General features: G+C 64.1%; 13 protein-coding genes. 7 read left to right on the plus strand and 6 right to left on the minus strand.

Annotated features, from left to right (window positions below):
• Positions 1–21 precede the first annotated feature (21 nt).
• Complete coding sequence (locus tag ACQR3T_RS12530; protein WP_428693623.1) at positions 22–1,506, plus strand: amidase; 1,485 nt, start codon at positions 22–24, stop codon at positions 1,504–1,506.
• Here the strand turns inward: ACQR3T_RS12530 and ACQR3T_RS12535 are convergent.
• Positions 1,503–2,555, minus strand: a complete 1,053-nt coding sequence (locus ACQR3T_RS12535; RefSeq protein WP_428693624.1) for an NAD(P)H-binding protein — start codon at positions 2,553–2,555, stop codon at positions 1,503–1,505. The two genes, ACQR3T_RS12530 and ACQR3T_RS12535, sit on opposite strands and share 4 nt — an antisense overlap.
• Before the next feature lie 87 nt (positions 2,556–2,642).
• Between ACQR3T_RS12535 and ACQR3T_RS12540 the strand changes: the two genes are divergently transcribed.
• Both ACQR3T_RS12540 and ACQR3T_RS12545 read left to right on the plus strand, forming a co-directional pair.
• On the plus strand, positions 2,643–3,443 hold the full coding sequence (locus ACQR3T_RS12540) for an alpha/beta fold hydrolase (protein WP_428693625.1): 801 nt from the start codon (positions 2,643–2,645) through the stop codon (positions 3,441–3,443).
• A complete protein-coding gene (locus ACQR3T_RS12545) occupies positions 3,440–4,588 on the plus strand; it encodes a PP2C family protein-serine/threonine phosphatase (protein ID WP_080730513.1) in 1,149 nt (382 codons plus the stop codon). The genes ACQR3T_RS12540 and ACQR3T_RS12545 overlap by 4 nt, the downstream gene beginning before the upstream one ends.
• Here ACQR3T_RS12545 and ACQR3T_RS12550 read toward each other — a convergent pair.
• The 3 genes from ACQR3T_RS12550 to ACQR3T_RS12560 form a co-directional block, all read right to left on the minus strand.
• The gene (locus ACQR3T_RS12550) at positions 4,565–4,921 is read right to left on the minus strand and encodes an STAS domain-containing protein (RefSeq protein WP_032377651.1); all 357 of its coding nucleotides are present in this window, start codon (positions 4,919–4,921) and stop codon (positions 4,565–4,567) included. The two genes, ACQR3T_RS12545 and ACQR3T_RS12550, sit on opposite strands and share 24 nt — an antisense overlap.
• Positions 4,922–4,987: 66 nt before the next feature.
• Positions 4,988–6,319 carry an MCE family protein gene (locus tag ACQR3T_RS12555; RefSeq protein WP_428693626.1) on the minus strand — a complete coding sequence of 444 codons (1,332 nt, stop codon included), beginning with the start codon at positions 6,317–6,319 and terminating at the stop codon, positions 4,988–4,990.
• Positions 6,320–6,540: 221 nt separating this feature from the next.
• On the minus strand, positions 6,541–7,524 hold the full coding sequence (locus tag ACQR3T_RS12560) for a sugar-binding transcriptional regulator (RefSeq protein ID WP_155293394.1): 984 nt from the start codon (positions 7,522–7,524) through the stop codon (positions 6,541–6,543).
• Between the two features lie 122 nt (positions 7,525–7,646).
• Here ACQR3T_RS12560 and ACQR3T_RS12565 point away from each other — a divergent pair, with 122 nt between their 5' ends.
• Genes ACQR3T_RS12565 through ACQR3T_RS12575 form a run of 3 tightly spaced genes read left to right on the plus strand, consistent with a single transcriptional unit; the run spans position 7,647 to position 11,718 of the window.
• Positions 7,647–8,501 carry an MIP/aquaporin family protein gene (locus tag ACQR3T_RS12565; protein WP_032379865.1) on the plus strand — a complete coding sequence of 285 codons (855 nt, stop codon included), beginning with the start codon at positions 7,647–7,649 and terminating at the stop codon, positions 8,499–8,501.
• On the plus strand, positions 8,498–10,015 hold the full coding sequence (gene glpK, locus ACQR3T_RS12570) for a glycerol kinase GlpK (RefSeq protein WP_428693627.1): 1,518 nt from the start codon (positions 8,498–8,500) through the stop codon (positions 10,013–10,015). The genes ACQR3T_RS12565 and glpK overlap by 4 nt, the downstream gene beginning before the upstream one ends.
• On the plus strand, positions 10,012–11,718 hold the full coding sequence (locus ACQR3T_RS12575; RefSeq protein ID WP_032379867.1) for a glycerol-3-phosphate dehydrogenase/oxidase: 1,707 nt from the start codon (positions 10,012–10,014) through the stop codon (positions 11,716–11,718). Before glpK ends, ACQR3T_RS12575 begins: the two co-directional genes overlap by 4 nt.
• A 2-nt stretch (positions 11,719–11,720) precedes the next feature.
• Here ACQR3T_RS12575 and ACQR3T_RS12580 read toward each other — a convergent pair whose 3' ends face one another.
• Positions 11,721–12,284: a TetR family transcriptional regulator gene (locus ACQR3T_RS12580; RefSeq protein ID WP_032379868.1), complete on the minus strand. Its 564-nt coding sequence runs from the start codon at positions 12,282–12,284 to the stop codon at positions 11,721–11,723.
• Between the two features lie 122 nt (positions 12,285–12,406).
• Between ACQR3T_RS12580 and ACQR3T_RS12585 the strand changes: the two genes are divergently transcribed.
• Positions 12,407–13,873 (plus strand): FAD-dependent oxidoreductase, encoded by a 1,467-nt coding sequence (locus ACQR3T_RS12585; protein ID WP_428693628.1) that lies wholly within the window; start codon positions 12,407–12,409, stop codon positions 13,871–13,873.
• Here ACQR3T_RS12585 and glgX read toward each other — a convergent pair.
• Positions 13,804–15,846, minus strand: coding sequence for a glycogen debranching protein GlgX (gene glgX / locus ACQR3T_RS12590; RefSeq protein ID WP_428693629.1), 2,043 nt, complete (start codon positions 15,844–15,846; stop codon positions 13,804–13,806). The genes ACQR3T_RS12585 and glgX overlap by 70 nt on opposite strands.
• Positions 15,847–15,851 lie beyond the last annotated feature (5 nt).

A 15,851-nucleotide genomic window follows, 5' to 3' on the forward strand; every position in this document is an offset into this window, starting at 1 on the left:
TTCTCGGTTACTGTGGCCGGTATGCGTATCGACGAGTATCGGAAGTACGACGGGCTCGGGCTGGCAGAGCTGGTGGCCAACGGCGAGGTCACGCCCCGTGAGCTACTCGATTGTGCATCGGCGCAAGCGAAGTCGGTGAACCCCGCTCTCAACGCGATCGTACGTCCCATGCGGGAGCAAGCCGACGAGCAGCTGACCGGAACGCTCGAAGGCCCGTTCGCAGGAGTGCCGTTTCTGATCAAGGATCTCTCGCAGGACTACGCCGGGTTACCCACGTCGAGTGGATCCCGTTCGTTGACGGACCTGCCGATGCCCGAGCATTCCACGGTGGTGCAGCGCTGGCTCGATGCCGGCCTCGTCATCTTCGGAAAGACCAACACCCCGGAATTCGGTGCGAAGGGGATCACCGAGCCTGCAGTTTTCGGCCCGGCTCGAAATCCGTGGGACCGCAGCCGAACTCCAGGTGGTTCGTCGGGTGGATCGGCCGCAGCGGTCGCTGCCGGCATTGTCCCGGTGGCAGGAGCGAACGACGGCGGCGGGTCGATTCGTATTCCGGCGGCGTGCTGCGGGCTGGTCGGACTCAAGCCGGGCCGCGGACTGGTGCCGTCGGGTCCCACGTTCGGTGAGGCGATGCACGGGGCAGCAGTGCATGGTGTCGTGTCCCGATCTGTACGAGACACCGCCGCGATGCTCGACGTGTTGGCAGGCGGCGAAGCGACGTCGGGCTACTCGCCTGCCCGGCCGGATGGCACTTTCCTGTCACGAACGAACCAAGATCCCAAGCCTTTACGCATCGGTATGTACGCGGCCACGTCGGTGAATCCAGCGCCGGACCCGCAGGCTGTCGCCGCGATGGAACACGCGGCGAAGACGTTGACCGACCTGGGGCATACCGTCGAACTGCTCGACGCCCCACCGTTCGACGATGCAGCTCTCAATCGTGAATTTTTGCTGGCGTGGTTCACCTACCTGGCCTGGGAAATGGACGAGACCAAACGCAGAACCGGATGCGGCGACGACAAATTCGAGCGTGATACCCGAATCACGGCCGCGCTGGGACGATCGGCCAGCGGCGTGGACTACCTCGAGGCGGTGGAGGGCCGCCACGTTCACGTTCGGGCACTGGCCACCTACTTCGAGACGTACGACCTGCTGCTGACGCCCACCCTTGCCGAGCTACCCCCGAAGATCGGCGCATTCGAGCTCGCGAAGCCGCTGCAGCTCGCGTCGGAGTTGTTGTTGCGCAGCAGAACTGCCGGGGTTCTGAAATACACGGGCATCGTCGATCAGATGATCGACGACAACATCTCGTGGATTCCGTACACCCAGTTGGCGAACGTCACCGGGCGTCCGGCGCTCTCGATGCCCGTGCACTGGACTCCCGACGGTCTCCCGATGGGCGCGCACTTCACCGCGCCGCTCGGCGGCGAGGCGCTGCTCGTTCAACTCGCCGGCCAGATCGAACGTGCAGCGCCCTGGGCTCATCGCTACGAAGCCCTCGACTAGCGGGTCGCTCCCAGCTGGGCCTTTCCGAAAATTCCCGACGGCCGTTGCCGCACCTGCCCATCGACGATATCGACGACGCCACCGGCCCAATCGGGATCGGTGTCGGCGGCAGCCTGGGGATCGGCGTGGGCGTCGGTACCTTCGTCGGCCACCACGGTGATGGAACGCTGCAAGGCTTCTCGGACTCTCATCGGCGTCGTATCCGGATCGGCGAACACCTGCGTTGCGGCGTTGCCTCGACGTACCACCATGTCGTGAGTGAGGCTGTCCACCAACGAGATCACCGTGCCAGGGGGCATGCCGGTGATGATCGCGACGGCGCGGCCCACCAATCCTGTCGGCAGCAGCGGGACCGGAATCTGGGCGCGACGCAGACCGGCGACGCTGCCGTACGCCTGCAGCAGTTCCGGGTAGCTCATCGTTTCGGTGCCCCCGATGTCGAAGGAACCGGGACGGGCGGTGTCGCCCAGGGCGCGAGCGATGATGGCAACCACATCGCCGACGGCAATGGGCTGGACCTGCCTGCGCATCCACGTCGGTATCGGAGTGAGCGGCAGCCGCTCGGTCATACGTCGAACCAACTCGAAGGACGTCGATCCGGAGCCGAGGATGATGGCCGCGCGCAGCACGGTGGCATCGACGGAGCTGTCGAGGAACGTTTCCTCGACCTGTAGTCGTGAGCGCAGATGATCCGACAACGGCGTGTCGTCGTCGGGGATGAGACCGGAGAGGTAGACGATCCGTTGTAGGCCGTTGCGTTCGGCTGCGGCGGCCATGGACTGTGCCGCGTGGCGATCTTTCTCGACGAAGTCTCCCTCGTCCATCGAGTGCACGAGGTAGACGACAGCGTCGACATCTGCCGTCGCGGTGTCGAAGGTCTCGTGCTCGTCGAGGTCGAAATGCACGGCGGTGACCTGGGCACCCCATGCGAAGCGCGACTTCTTCGCGGGGTCACGCATCGCTGCGTGGACCTCGTGGCCCTGCTCGAGAAGCACGGGGATCAGCCGAGACCCGATGTATCCGGTTGCGCCGGTGACCAGTACTCGCATGATGAATCTCGTTTCTGTAGGTATATGCGATACCCGGTCGGAGCAGTCTCACTCCCCGCTGTCGGCGACAGATGACAGACTGTGCGGGTGAACGCACGAACCAGGAACAACGTCAGGGTCGTCGGGGCCGCCGACGGTCCCGTGGTGATGCTGGCTCACGGGTTCGGCTGCGACCAGACGCTGTGGCGTTCGGTGACCGATATCCTGGCGGCGAACTTCTCGGTCGTGCTCTTCGATCACGTCGGGTCGGGCGCGTCGGACCCGGCCGCCTGGGATGCCGAGAAGTACGTGCCGTTGGACGCCTACGCCCGGGACATCGTCGAGATCGTCGAAGAACTCGACCTCCGCGACGTCACGTTCGTCGGTCACTCGGTGGCGTCGATGATGGGCGTTCTTGCGGTCCAGGCGGCTCCCGACCGGTTTTCCAAGCTCTTTCTCCTGACGCCGTCTCCGCGCTATATCGACGACGGTGATTACCGTGGCGGGTTCAGCCGTGAGGACATCGACGAGTTGCTCGAGTCGTTGGACAGCAACTATCTCGGCTGGTCCGCATCGATGGCACCGATCGTGGTGAATGCGCCGGATCGACCCGATCTGGAGAACATGTGGACCGCGAGCTTCTGCCGAACCGATCCCGAGTGCGCACGGGTGTTCGCCCGCACTACGTTCCTGTCCGATAATCGCGCTGATCTGGCCGGGGTCACCCTGCCCACGATGATCGTCGACTGCGCCAGAGATTCGCTGGCCCCGCCTCAGGTCGGCAGGTACGTTCACGAACACATTGCGGGCAGCACCCTGAAGACTCTCGACGCGAGCGGCCACTGCCCGCACGTCACCGAACCGGAGCAGACCGCCGAGGCGATTGCGACCTTCGTGAGATCGTCGTGATCAACGAACTCGACATCGAGGATCTCTACGAGAACGCGCCGTGCGGCTACCTGTCGGTCTATCCCGATATGCGGATCGCCAGACTCAACACGACGCTGGCGGGTTGGCTCGGTTTCGACGTCGACGCGTTGATCGGTACGGACTTCACCGAGCTGCTCACCGGTGGTGGACGCATTCACTACGAGACGCACTTCGGCCCCATCCTGCGGATGTACGGCCAGCTCGACGGCATCGCGTTGGACTTCGTGACGTCGGATCGTCGTCGGTTGCCCGTCTTCATGACCGCGAACGTCAAGACCGACGAGTCCGGCACGCCGGTGCTGATCCGTATCACTGCGCTCGATGCCCGAGATCGCCGCACCTACGAGCGTGAACTGCTCGAATCCCGCACGCGGGCAGAACTGCTCGCGAAAACACTGCAGCGGTCGCTGTTGCCGCCGAGTCTGCTACCGCCGTCGGGAATGACCGCGGCTGCTCATTACCACGCGGCATCGAGCGACGAGGTGGGCGGCGATTTCTACGATCTGTTTCCGCTCTCGGACGACCGGTGGGGATTCTTCCTCGGCGACGTGTGCGGAAAAGGCGCGTCGGCTGCAGCCGTCACCTCGCTGACGCGGTACACGTTGCGTGCGGCCGCGGTATACGACCACGATCCGGTGGCAGTGCTGCACAACCTGGATTCGGTTCTGCGTCAAGAATTTCGCGAGAACAACGCGCAGTTCTGTACGGCGGTGTTCGGTGTTCTGAGCCGTTCGGCAGAGGGATTCGAGGTGTGCATGGCCAGTGGTGGCCATCCGCCGCCGTTGGTGATTCGGGCCGATGGCAGCGCGCACTACGTATTCATGACCGGCGGGCAGCTGGTGGGAATACTGCGCAACGCGCGCTTCGTCTCGGCCACGGTGACGCTGGATGCCGGCGACACCCTGATGCTCTACACGGACGGCCTCACCGAGGCTCGGGTGGGCACAGGCCGTTACGACGACGAAGGCGCACTGCTGGATTTCGCAACCGAGCATGCTCCCGCAGCGCCGGCCGTCCTGATCGACCACTTGCGGAAACTGCTGAACAGCTTCGGCGACGGTCTGGTCGACGACGCGGCCGTCATGGCATTGGGAGTCTCGTCAGTCGAGAGCAGCGCGCGCTGACGCCAGGTCGGCGTGCAGTGCGAATTCCTGGTCCAGGCCCATCAGCTTGATCGGACGGCTGGTGGTCGGTCCGTCGGCGACGACCGAGAATGCCACCGTCTCTCCGTGATCTTTCTGCGTCGTCGCCAGCACGGTCATCGCGGCCGAGGCCAGGAACGAGACGGCGGACAGATCGATGATCAAGGCCGAGGGCGTGGACTCGATCTGCGCTTGGATGGCGGTGGCGAGAGCCGGTGCGGTGGTGATATCGAGTTCGCCGGACACCGCAATGACGGCTACTCGGCCATCGTTGCTGGATTGAATCGAGAACCCGGCGTTCGTATCGGCAGACATATGTACTCCTGAATCGTTACCCGCCGCGCTCGTCGACGGGGTTGCGCACCATTCAATCAGTAGGGACTACTGAAAGGTGACCTGCGTTCCTCTGAGGGCGGGAGCTCCGACCGTCATCGTCCAGGACGGCACTGCATCGGGCTCGATTCCGGTGGCCCCGCCGTAGATGACGGCCAAGGTCTGCTGCTCGGTGACCGAGCCTGCGTACGAGGCGGGTACGGGGGAGAGCTGTGGTGCCGGGAGGACGGGAACGTTCTGCTCGCCGGGGTTCCTCGTCGGCACCTGGTACGAGCCGTCGTTGGGTGAACCGCCCGGATACTGGGGGAAGTACTCGCCGGCATAGCGATCGAGGGACGAGTAGCAGCTCGGGCCTCGGGTCTGCTCGAACAGCCTCGGTTCGTCCTGGTTGGGCAGGTAACGCCCCTTCGGATTGACCAAGGGCATCGACACGTTGATGCCGGGATACTCGTCACCGTCGCCGAGCAGGATCTTGCCGCGCCTGGCACCCTCGGCGAACTGTGAGACGGTGCAGCCGAGAGCGGGGGAGAATTCGGCGAACACCTCGAGCGCCTCGCGCGAATTGGCGGCCAGTCCGATGACGTCGGCGGAGTTGGCGTCGAGGAAATCTGCGGTCGTGCCTGCGGCCGAGGTGACCGAGGCATAGAGCGTCTCGAGGGCCGGGCGCTTCTCGACGACGGTGTTGCCGGTGGTCCGCAGATTGTCCAGAGCATTGATCAACTCGGGAGCCGCATCGGAGTAGGTCTGCGAGAAGTCCGCGAGACCACGCAGGTCCTGCTGGATCGCAGGGAGTTCGGTGTTGAGCCCGGCGAAGATGTTCTCCAGGCGGTCGATGGTGAGGCCGAGTTCCTCGCCGCGACCGCTCAGACCCTGCGCCAACGCACCGAGTGTGTTCGACAGGTCCTGCGGCGGCACGGCCTGGAGCAACGGCAACAGGCCGTCGAGCAGCTGTCCCACCTCGATGGCATTGCCGCTGCGATCCTGCTTCAGGACAGTGCCCTCACCGATCGGCGAGGCCGGTGCGCCGTCCGGGAGTATCAGCGATACGTACCGCTCGCCGAACAGCGTCTTCGGGAGAAGCCGTGCGGTGGCGTTCGACGGAATCATCTCGGCCATGTCCGGCTGGATCGCCAACTCGGAGGTCACGACGCCATCTGTCGTCGTCGCCGATCGGACTTCTCCGACGATCATGCCGCGCACCTTGACATCGGCATTGCGGGGGAGCGCGTTGCCCACGCTGTCGGTCTCGAGGGAGACGGTCACGACGTCCTCGAACGTCTTGTTGTACGAGGTGACGCTCCACCCGACGAACACGACGATGAGTACCACGAGGGCAATTCCGAGAAGCCGGTTCTGCAGCGGCGAGGGGGTGCCGGTCATGAGACGGTCTGTGCGGCAACAGCAGTCATGACGCGAACCTTAGTGCTACATCAAGTCACACTTACTACCGCGAGACGGTTTGTGAGATGCACATATCATCGCCCGAATTATGAGACACAGCTCACTTCGATATGTCGACCCGACTGACCCGTGCTCGCGTCCGAATACATGCGCGGCCCGACAGAAGGGGTGGTCTTTTCCCCGGTCCGGTTGGACGGATGTCAAATTCGTGAGCGCAACACCAGGTTCGCTGCGCTGATGTCGTCGATCACCAGATCGGTGATCAGACCACCGCGAAGGGCCGCGGTGAGGGCGTCGAGTTTGGATTCCCCGGCCACGATCGCAACCCGGCGCGGAACGGCTTTGAGTCGGTCGAGGCTCGGCCCACTGGACCTGTCGTTCAACGCGATACGGTCGTAACTGCCGTCGGAGCGTAGGAACACGGTGGCGATGTCGCCGACCACGCCGTCACGTCGGAGTTCGGCACCGTCCTCGGGTTCGAGGTAGCCGGCGCTGTACACGTGGCTCGGCACGGCTCCGCTCATGACGCCGATGCTGAACACGGCCAGGTTCATCCGATCCTGCAACTCGAGTACTCGCTTGATGCTGCGTTCACGCCACAGGTGTCGGCGGGTCTCGGGGTAATCGAAGAATGCGGGAACCGGAAAACCCTGTGCCACAGCGCCGTAGGCGTCGGCGAAGGTTCTGATGATGTCGGTTGCGTAGGAGACCCCGGTGGTGCGGGTGTTGGCCGCCCCGTTGAGTTGTACGACGGTCGAATTGTGGGTTCTCTTGGGTGCCAACTTGCGGCTGACGGCGCTGACTGTGGTTCCCCAGGCAACGCCCATCACCATGTCGGACTCGAAGAACGATGTCAGCAATCGACCGGCGAACGTCGCGACGCGATCGAGGCGCTGCAATTCGTCCACCGTCTCCGAGACCGGGACGACGTGTGCACGGATGTCGTACAGATCGGCGAAGGCCCGCTCGATTCGCGGTGCCTGCCCGAGCGGGGTGGAGATCTTGATTTCCACCAGTCCTGACGCCCGCGCGAAGGTGATCAGTCGTGAGACTGTCGAACGAGAGACTCCCAGCTCACGGCCGATTGCCGCCATCGTCATGTCCTGGAAGTAGTACAGCCGGGCGGCCTGGGTGGCGTGGCCGGTCCGCAGGTCGGATTCGGGAGTGATGCCGGTGTCCGTCATCGGCACCAGTGTACGACCGAATTGCACATATGTGCATCAGCTGTGCAACGCAGTGCAGGGCGTCTACCGTGGCAAACAGCACGCAATGTGGCGTGCATCACCAACTTTGCGGAGGCTACACAATGGCTCGTAAGGAACCGGAATGGGGACTGCCGGCGCACATGGCTGCCGAGTTCGCCGGAACCATGATTCTCATTCTGTTCGGCGTCGGCGTCGTCGCGCAGGTCGTCTCGGGGGGTGAATCGGGAAGTCTCGGAGACCACGACTCGATTGCCTGGGCATGGGGGCTGGGCGTGATGTTCGGCATCTACGTTGCGGGTCGCATCACCGGCGCACACCTCAACCCTGCGGTGACGATCACCTTCGCACTCTTCCGCGGATTCAGCTGGAAGATGGTTGCGCCGTACATCCTCGCGCAGACCGCAGGCGCCTTCGTGGCCGCGCTGCTGGTGCGCTGGAACTACAACGACATGATCAATGCAGTGGACCCGGGACACACCACGGCCACCCAGACGATCTTCTCGACGCTTCCCGGTAACGGCACTCTGCCGGTCAGTGTGTCCTCGGCTCTGATCGATCAGATCATCGGCACCGCGATCCTGCTGTTCCTCATCGTGGCCGTGACCGATTCGCTCGGCACCGCACCGATGGCCAACATGGCTCCACTGATCGTCGGCCTCATCGTCGTCGCCATCGGCTTCGCATGGGCCACCAACGCCGGATACGCGATCAATCCGGCCCGAGATTTCGGACCACGCCTGGCGTCGTACATCACCGGATACGGTGGAGCGTGGCGTGATCAATACGGCGGCCTGTACTTCTGGGTCCCGATCGTCGGACCTCTCGTAGGCGGACCGATAGGAGTGTTCCTGTACGACCTGCTGATCGGAAAGAACCTACGCAAGCAAGAAGGTTCGACGCCCGAGCCGCCATCACGACTCCCAGCCGACACTCAGACCACAGGAGAAAAGCCATGAGCGAGTTCGCAGGAAAGTACGTCGCCGCGATCGATCAGGGAACCACGTCGTCACGATGCATGATCTTCGATCACGCGGGCACCGTCGTCGCCGTCGATCAGAAGGAACACAAGCAGATCTTTCCCCAGGCCGGCTGGGTCGAGCACGACGCGTCGGAGATCTGGGACAACGTGCGCGCCGTCGCGGCCGGTGCCATGGCCGCAGCGGACCTGACGCGCGAGGACATCGCCGCAGTCGGTATCACCAACCAGCGTGAGACGGCGCTGGTGTGGGAACGCGAGACGGGCAAGCCTATCTACAACGCCATCGTCTGGCAGGACACCCGTACCGATCGCATCGCCACTGCGCTGGGCGGCGGCGACGCCAACAAGTACACCGCCAAGACCGGACTGCCGTTGGCCACCTACTTCTCCGGCCCGAAGATCAAGTGGATCCTCGACAACGTCGACGGTGCACGGGCGAAAGCCGAAGCGGGAGAACTGTGTTTCGGCAACATGGACACCTGGGTGCTGTGGAACATGACCGGCGGCACCGACGGCGGGTTGCACTACACCGATCCGACCAACGCGTCACGCACCCTGCTGATGGATCTCGACACCCTGCAGTGGGACGAGAGTATCTGCGCGGACATGGACATCCCGATGTCGACGATGCCCGAGATCCGCTCCAGCTCCGAGGTGTACGGCACCGGCCGCGAGCGCGGGCCGTTCCGTGGAGTGCCGATCGCCGGCATCCTCGGCGATCAGCAGGCAGCCACCTTCGGGCAGGCCTGCCTGTCTCCCGGTGAGGCCAAGAACACCTATGGCACAGGCAATTTCGTGCTGCTCAACACCGGAACCGAAAAGGTCATGAGCAAAAACGGACTGCTGACCACGGTCTGCTACAAGATCGGCGACCAGCCGACGGTGTACGCGCTCGAAGGTTCCATCGCTGTGACGGGCTCGCTCGTGCAGTGGCTGCGTGACAACCTCGGCATGATCTCCTCCGCCGCGGACATCGAGACCGACGCGCGTTCGGTGGACGACAACGGCGGCGCGTACTTCGTGCCCGCCTTCTCCGGACTCTTCGCCCCGCACTGGCGCGCGGATGCCCGCGGTGCCATCGTGGGATTGACGCGGTTCGTCAACAAGGGGCATCTGGCCCGAGCCGTACTCGAAGCCACCGCGTACCAGACGCGTGAAGTGATCGAGGCGATGAACGCCGACTCCGGTGTCGATCTCGAGGTACTCAAGGTCGACGGCGGAATGGTCGTCAACGAACTGCTGATGCAGTTCCAGTCCGACATCTTGAACGTGGATGTGGTTCGCCCTGTCGTGGCCGAAACCACTGCTCTCGGAGCGGCATACGCGGCCGGCCTCGCCGTCGGGTACTGGGAGAGCGAGGACGACATCCGTCAGAATTGGGCCGAGGACAAGACATGGACACCGTCCATGGACGAAGACCAGCGGGCAAAGCTGTACGCCGGCTGGAAGAAGGCAGTAACACGTACTCTCGATTGGGTTGATGAAGAATGAGTTCCACCACAACGGCTTTGAGTCCGCAGTCGCGCACGGATGCGCTGGCGAGGATGGAGTCGGAAGAGCTGGACATCCTGGTGATCGGCGGCGGCGTCGTCGGCGCGGGAACAGCATTGGACGCGGTGACCCGCGGATTGAAGGTGGGCCTGCTCGAAGCGCGGGACTACGCGGCCGGCACGTCCAGCCGCTCCAGCAAGCTGTTCCACGGCGGTCTGCGCTACCTCGAGCAGTTCAACTTCGCGTTGGTGTTCGAGGCGCTGAAGGAGCGTTCGCTGGTACTGAACAAGCTCTGCCCGCACCTCGCTCGCCCGGTGCCGTTCATCTATCCGCTGGAGAAGGTGATCGACCGTCCTTACGTCGGGCTCGGCATCGGCGTGTACGACGTCATGGGTGCCGGACGCGGCGTGCCGAGTCATCACAAGCACCTCGGCAAGAAGAAGACGCTCGAGTCCTTCCCGTCCGGTAAGCGTTCGGCGATCCGCGGTGCGGTGAAGTTCTACGAGGGCCAGGTCGACGATGCGCGGCACACGATGATGCTTGCTCGTACCGCAGCGGCCTACGGCGCGTTGTGCGCCAACAGCACTCGCGTCACCGGCTTCCTTCGGGAGGACGACAAGGTTGTCGGCGTCGTGGCCAGCGACCTCGAAACGGGCCGCTCCTTCGAGGTACGGGCCAAGCAGGTCATCAACGCGGCCGGTGTCTGGACCGACGAGGTGCAGCAGATGGTCGGTGGGCGTGGACAATTCCAGGTTCGCGCATCCAAGGGTGTCCACCTGGTGGTGCCGCGCAATCGCATCAACAGTGCCACCGGCATCATCACGCGAACCGAGAAGAGTCTGCTGTTCGTCATCCCGTGGGGCAGTCACTGGATCATCGGGACAACCGATACCGACTGGAAGCTCGATCTGGCTCACCCGGCCGCGAGCCAGAGCGACATCGACTACATCCTCGGCCATGTGAACAAGTTGCTCGCCGATCCGCTGGACCGGACCGACGTCGTCGGCGTCTATGCAGGTCTGCGACCGTTGCTGTTCGGAGAATCCGATTCCACCAGCACCCTTTCGCGCGAGCATGCGGTGTCCAGTCCGGTGCGCGGACTGACGGTCATCGCCGGTGGCAAGTACACCACCTACCGCGTGATGGCCAAGGACGCAGTCGATTCCGCGGTACACGGGCTAGAGCGCACAGTGCCGAAGTGCGTCACCGAAGACATCCCGTTGGTCGGTGCCGACGGCTACCTGGGTGCGTTCAACTCCCGCGCTCTCACAGCCGAACGCACCGGGATGCGCGTCTCACGCGTCGAGCACCTGCTGGGTCGGTACGGCACTCTGATGGGTGAGTTGTTGGATCTCATCGACGCCGATCCCGAGCTCGGCAAGCCTCTCGTGAGTGCACCGGAGTACCTCAAGGTCGAGGCCGTCTATGCCGCGAGTCATGAAGGCGCGCGGCACCTCGAAGATATTCTGACGCGTCGTACCCGCATCTCCATCGAAGTTCCCGATCGTGGTGAAGCGGCCGCCGACGAGGTGGCCCGGCTGGTGGCACCCATCCTGGGATGGGACGATCAGCACGTTGCCGAGGAGATCGAGCACTATCGGCTTCGTGTTCTGGCAGAACGGGATTCGCAGCAGCAGCCCGATGACGACACTGCCGATGCGGCCCGACTCGGGGCACCGGACGTGCGCGCCGGGGTGAGCTGACCTTATCGGTCGAGTGGTTCGGTGAGGTAGCGCCGCAGCGTCGGCCCTACCCACCGGACCAACTGCTCGTGGCTCATCCCTGCCAGTGGCGACACCTGGAGGATGTAGCGAGCGAATACCAGGCCGAGTACCTGGGTTCCGACGAGCGCAGCGCGTTCGGCGTGCCGGTCGACCGTGACGGCGGCCAGGGCAGGCGCTACCTGCGTGGCGAACACCTGTTGCATCGCCGCGGCTGCGGCGGCGTTGGTGGCGGCCGCGCGCATCAAGGCAAGGAATGTGCCGTCCTCCTCCCAGATCTGAAAGAACCTGGGCATCAACACTTCTGCAATTCTCTCGGGTGCGATGTCGGTCAGATCCGGAATATCGAGTACGAATGTGGCGGCTTCGGCGAACAGCGCTTCCTTGGTTCCGAAATACCGGACGACCATGGCCGCGTCGACGCCTGCAGTGCCGGCGACGGATCGCATGGTGGTGCGGTCGTAGCCGTCGGCCGCGAATTGTGCGCGGGCTGCGTCGAGTATGCGAGCCCGGGTGGCGGTCGCGGATCGAGGTTGTCGTTCGGTCATCTCCGCAGCCTAAGTCAACGACCGTTGACCACTGCGCTCGACGGGTCTATCGTCGGAAGTCAACAGGTGTTGACCGAGAATTCGCTGACCCAGGAATTCGCTGACCACAGTGGGAGTACGTCATGAACCATTCGGACGTGATCGTCGTCGGTGCAGGTCCGGCGGGATGCATGCTGGCGGGGGAACTCGCGCGTGCCGGCCGCTCGGTGACGGTGCTCGAGAAACACGATGCACCGTCACCGCTGTCGCGAGCTTTCGGAGTGCACGCCCGCACGCTGGAGGTTCTCGACAGTCGTGGTCTGGCCGAGGACCTGCTCCACACCGGAGCGCACGCGTCGGGATTGAAACTCTGGAACGGGCTGTCCCTCGACCTCGGCGTACTACCGTCGCAGTTTCCGTATCTGCTGGTCACACCACAGACCAACGTGGACTCTCGACTCGAGGAGTACGCGCGGGCATCCGGTGCGCGGATTCTGCGCGGGGTGACGGTAACGGGCCTCGAACAGGACGCCGACGGAGTCGTGGTGCGTGGGAAGGCGGCCGACGGCAGCGCGCAGGAATGGACGGCGTCGTATGCGGCCGGCACCGACGGGGTGCACAGTATCGTCCGCACGTCGATAGGACTCGACTTCCCAGGCAAGGAATTGCTGCGGTCGATCATGCTCGCGGATGTCCGGTTGACCGATCCGCCCAACGGTCTGATCAACATCGGCGCGGGCAAGGACTGCTTTGCGTTCGTTGCGCCCTTCGGCGACGGCTGGTTCCGAGTGATTGCCTGCGACCGTACCGACACGGCAGATGTAGCTGCATCGGTCGACGAGACGCGGCTTCGTGACGTGGTGCGCCGTGCGATCGGAACCGACTACGGCTGGACCGTCGTGCGATGGAGTTCGCGCTTCTCCTGCGACGAGAGGCAAGTCCGGCGCTACCGAGTGGGCCGGGTATTCCTGGCCGGCGATGCTGCACACGTACATTCGCCTGCCGGGGGACAGGGCATGAACACCGGAATCCAGGACGCGATGAACCTCGGCTGGAAGCTGGCAGCCGTCCTCGGCGGTGCCGACCAGAAGATCCTCGACACCTATCACGACGAGCGGCATCCCGTGGGAAAGCTGGTGCTGCGCAGTAGCGGCGCGACGATCCGCATGTTGTTGCTGCGCTCGGTGGCAGCGCAGAAGCTACGCAACATCGTGTCCGCACGGGTGCTTCGTAGGCGACGTGCGGTCGGCAAGATCGCGGGCATGTTCTCGGGGGTGGGGATTTCGTACGCGCGCACCCGAGGTGAACATGCCCTGGTGGGGACCCGAGCCGTACGGATCCCGTTGAACCAGGGCACGGTCACCGACGGGCTCCGTGCGCACGACTTTCTTTTGATCGGTGAGGAAGACTGCAGGACAGCAGGTATCGCTCGTCGCACCGATGGTGGCCCAGCCGTCCTCGTCCGGCCCGACGGCTACATAGCGTGGGCCGGACGCTCCGAATCGGAGGAGTGGCAACAGGTTCTCGAACGATGGACCGGTCAGCCCTGCAGCAACGTGAACGAGTGCTCACGAATCAGGATCGACGGACCGCCCGCCTCGTACGCCTGATCGGGGTCGCTCGAGATCGACTGAGCCCAATGCCCTTCGGGCAGAGTGAATTCGACGGGTGACGGAGAAGCATTCACCATCCAGGCGAACGACGCATCTCCCTCGCCGCCGCGCATGAGAACCAGAATGCTGTGCGCGTTGCCGTCGGTCCAGTCGTCGTCGGAGAGCTTTTCGCCGTCCGCGCGGTAGAAGTCGACGGTGTCCGGGCCGGCTCCTTCCTCGTCGGAATCGCTGTCGTGACGGAACCACGTGGGACGCAGTGCGGGGTGCTCGTCACGTAGCGCGATCAGATGCGTCGTGAAGTCGATGAGTTCCTGATCGGCTGCGCTCCAGTCGAACCAGGAGACCTCGTTGTCCTGGCAGTAGGCATTGTTGTTGCCGTTCTGCGTCCGGCCCAGCTCGTCTCCGCCGAGGATCATCGGCACTCCGGCCGACAGCAGCAGCGTCGCCAAGTGGTTGCGCTGCTGACGAGCGCGCAGTGCATTGACACCCTCGTCGTCGGTCGGTCCCTCGGCACCGCAACCCCACGAGCGGTTGTCGGACTCGCCGTCCTGACTGTCCTCGCCGTTCTCCTCGTTGTGCTTGTCGTCGTAGGAGTTCAGGTCCGCCAACGTGAAGCCGTCGTGTGCGGTGATGAAGTTGACGCTCGCCAACGTGGGGCGCCGGGTGCTCTCGTAGACGTCGGGGCTGCCGGTGACGCGTTGCGCCAGAGCCGGGAGCGCGCCGCTCTCGCCGCGCCAGAAGTCTCGAACGTCGTCGCGAAACTTGCCGTTCCACTCCGACCAGCGAGCCGGGAAGCCGCCGACCTGGTAGCCCTGGGTGTCCCACGGCTCGGCGATGAGTTTGACCGGAGCGAGCGTCGGGTCCTGATGCACGAGGCTCAGGAAAGCGCTGTGCACGTCCAGGTCCGAGTCCTGACGGGTCAGTGTGCTCGCGAGGTCGAACCGGAAGCCGTCGACGTGCATTTCCGTCACCCAGTACCGCAGCGAGTCCAGGATCAGCGCCAGCGCAGCGGGGTGGCCGACGTTGAGACTGTTGCCGGTGCCGGTGGTGTCGTAGTACGCACTCCGGTCGTCGTCGACCAATCGGTAGTGCGAGCCGTTGTCGATTCCCTTGAGCGAGAGGGTCGGTCCGAGATGGTTGCCCTCGGCGGTGTGGTTGTAGACGACGTCGAGAATGACCTCGATGTCGTTGTCGTGCATGGCTTTGACCAGTGCCTTGAACTCGTCCACCTGGCCGCCGGTGTCGCCGCTGCTGCTGTACTCGTTGTGCGGTGCGAAGAAGCCGATGGAGTTGTATCCCCAGTAGTTGCGTCGCCCCTCTTCGAGCAGATGCGAATCCTGAACGAACTGGTGAATCGGCAGCAACTCCACTGCCGTGACCCCGATGCGCTTCAAGTGCGCAATAGCGGCGGGGTGGGCCAAGCCGGCGTACGTTCCCCGAATATCCTCGGGTACATCGGGATTGGTCGCCGTGAAGCCCTTGACGTGTACCTCGTAGACGACCGTGCGATCGAGTGGTGTGCGCGGCGACTCGTCACCGGACCAATCGAAATTCGATTGCACCGCAACGGAATACGGCATGTACGGAGCCGAGTCCTCGTCGTTGCGGGTCTCCGGCTCGGCGTGCAGGTGGCTGAACACCGATTCGTTCCAGTCGACCTGACCGGTGACAGCGGTGGCATACGGATCGAGCAGCAGCTTCGCCGCATTGTGCCGCAGGCCCGAGGCGGGATCCCACGGGCCGTCGACCCGCAGTCCGTAGCGGGCGCCCGGCGTCACATCGGGAACGAGGTCGTGGAAGACATGACCGGTGCGAAGCGTCAACGGCGTTGTACTGCGCTCTGTTCCGTCGTCGTTCAGGACGACCACGGACACCGAGTCCGCGGTTTCGGAGTAGACGGCAAGGTTGGCACCGTCGTTCGACAGACGCGAGACGCCCAGGGGGTACGGGAGACTTGATGAGGAGGGCATGCTCG

This window comes from Rhodococcus sp. IEGM1428, assembly GCF_050321865.1.
Lineage (GTDB): Bacteria > Actinomycetota > Actinomycetes > Mycobacteriales > Mycobacteriaceae > Rhodococcoides.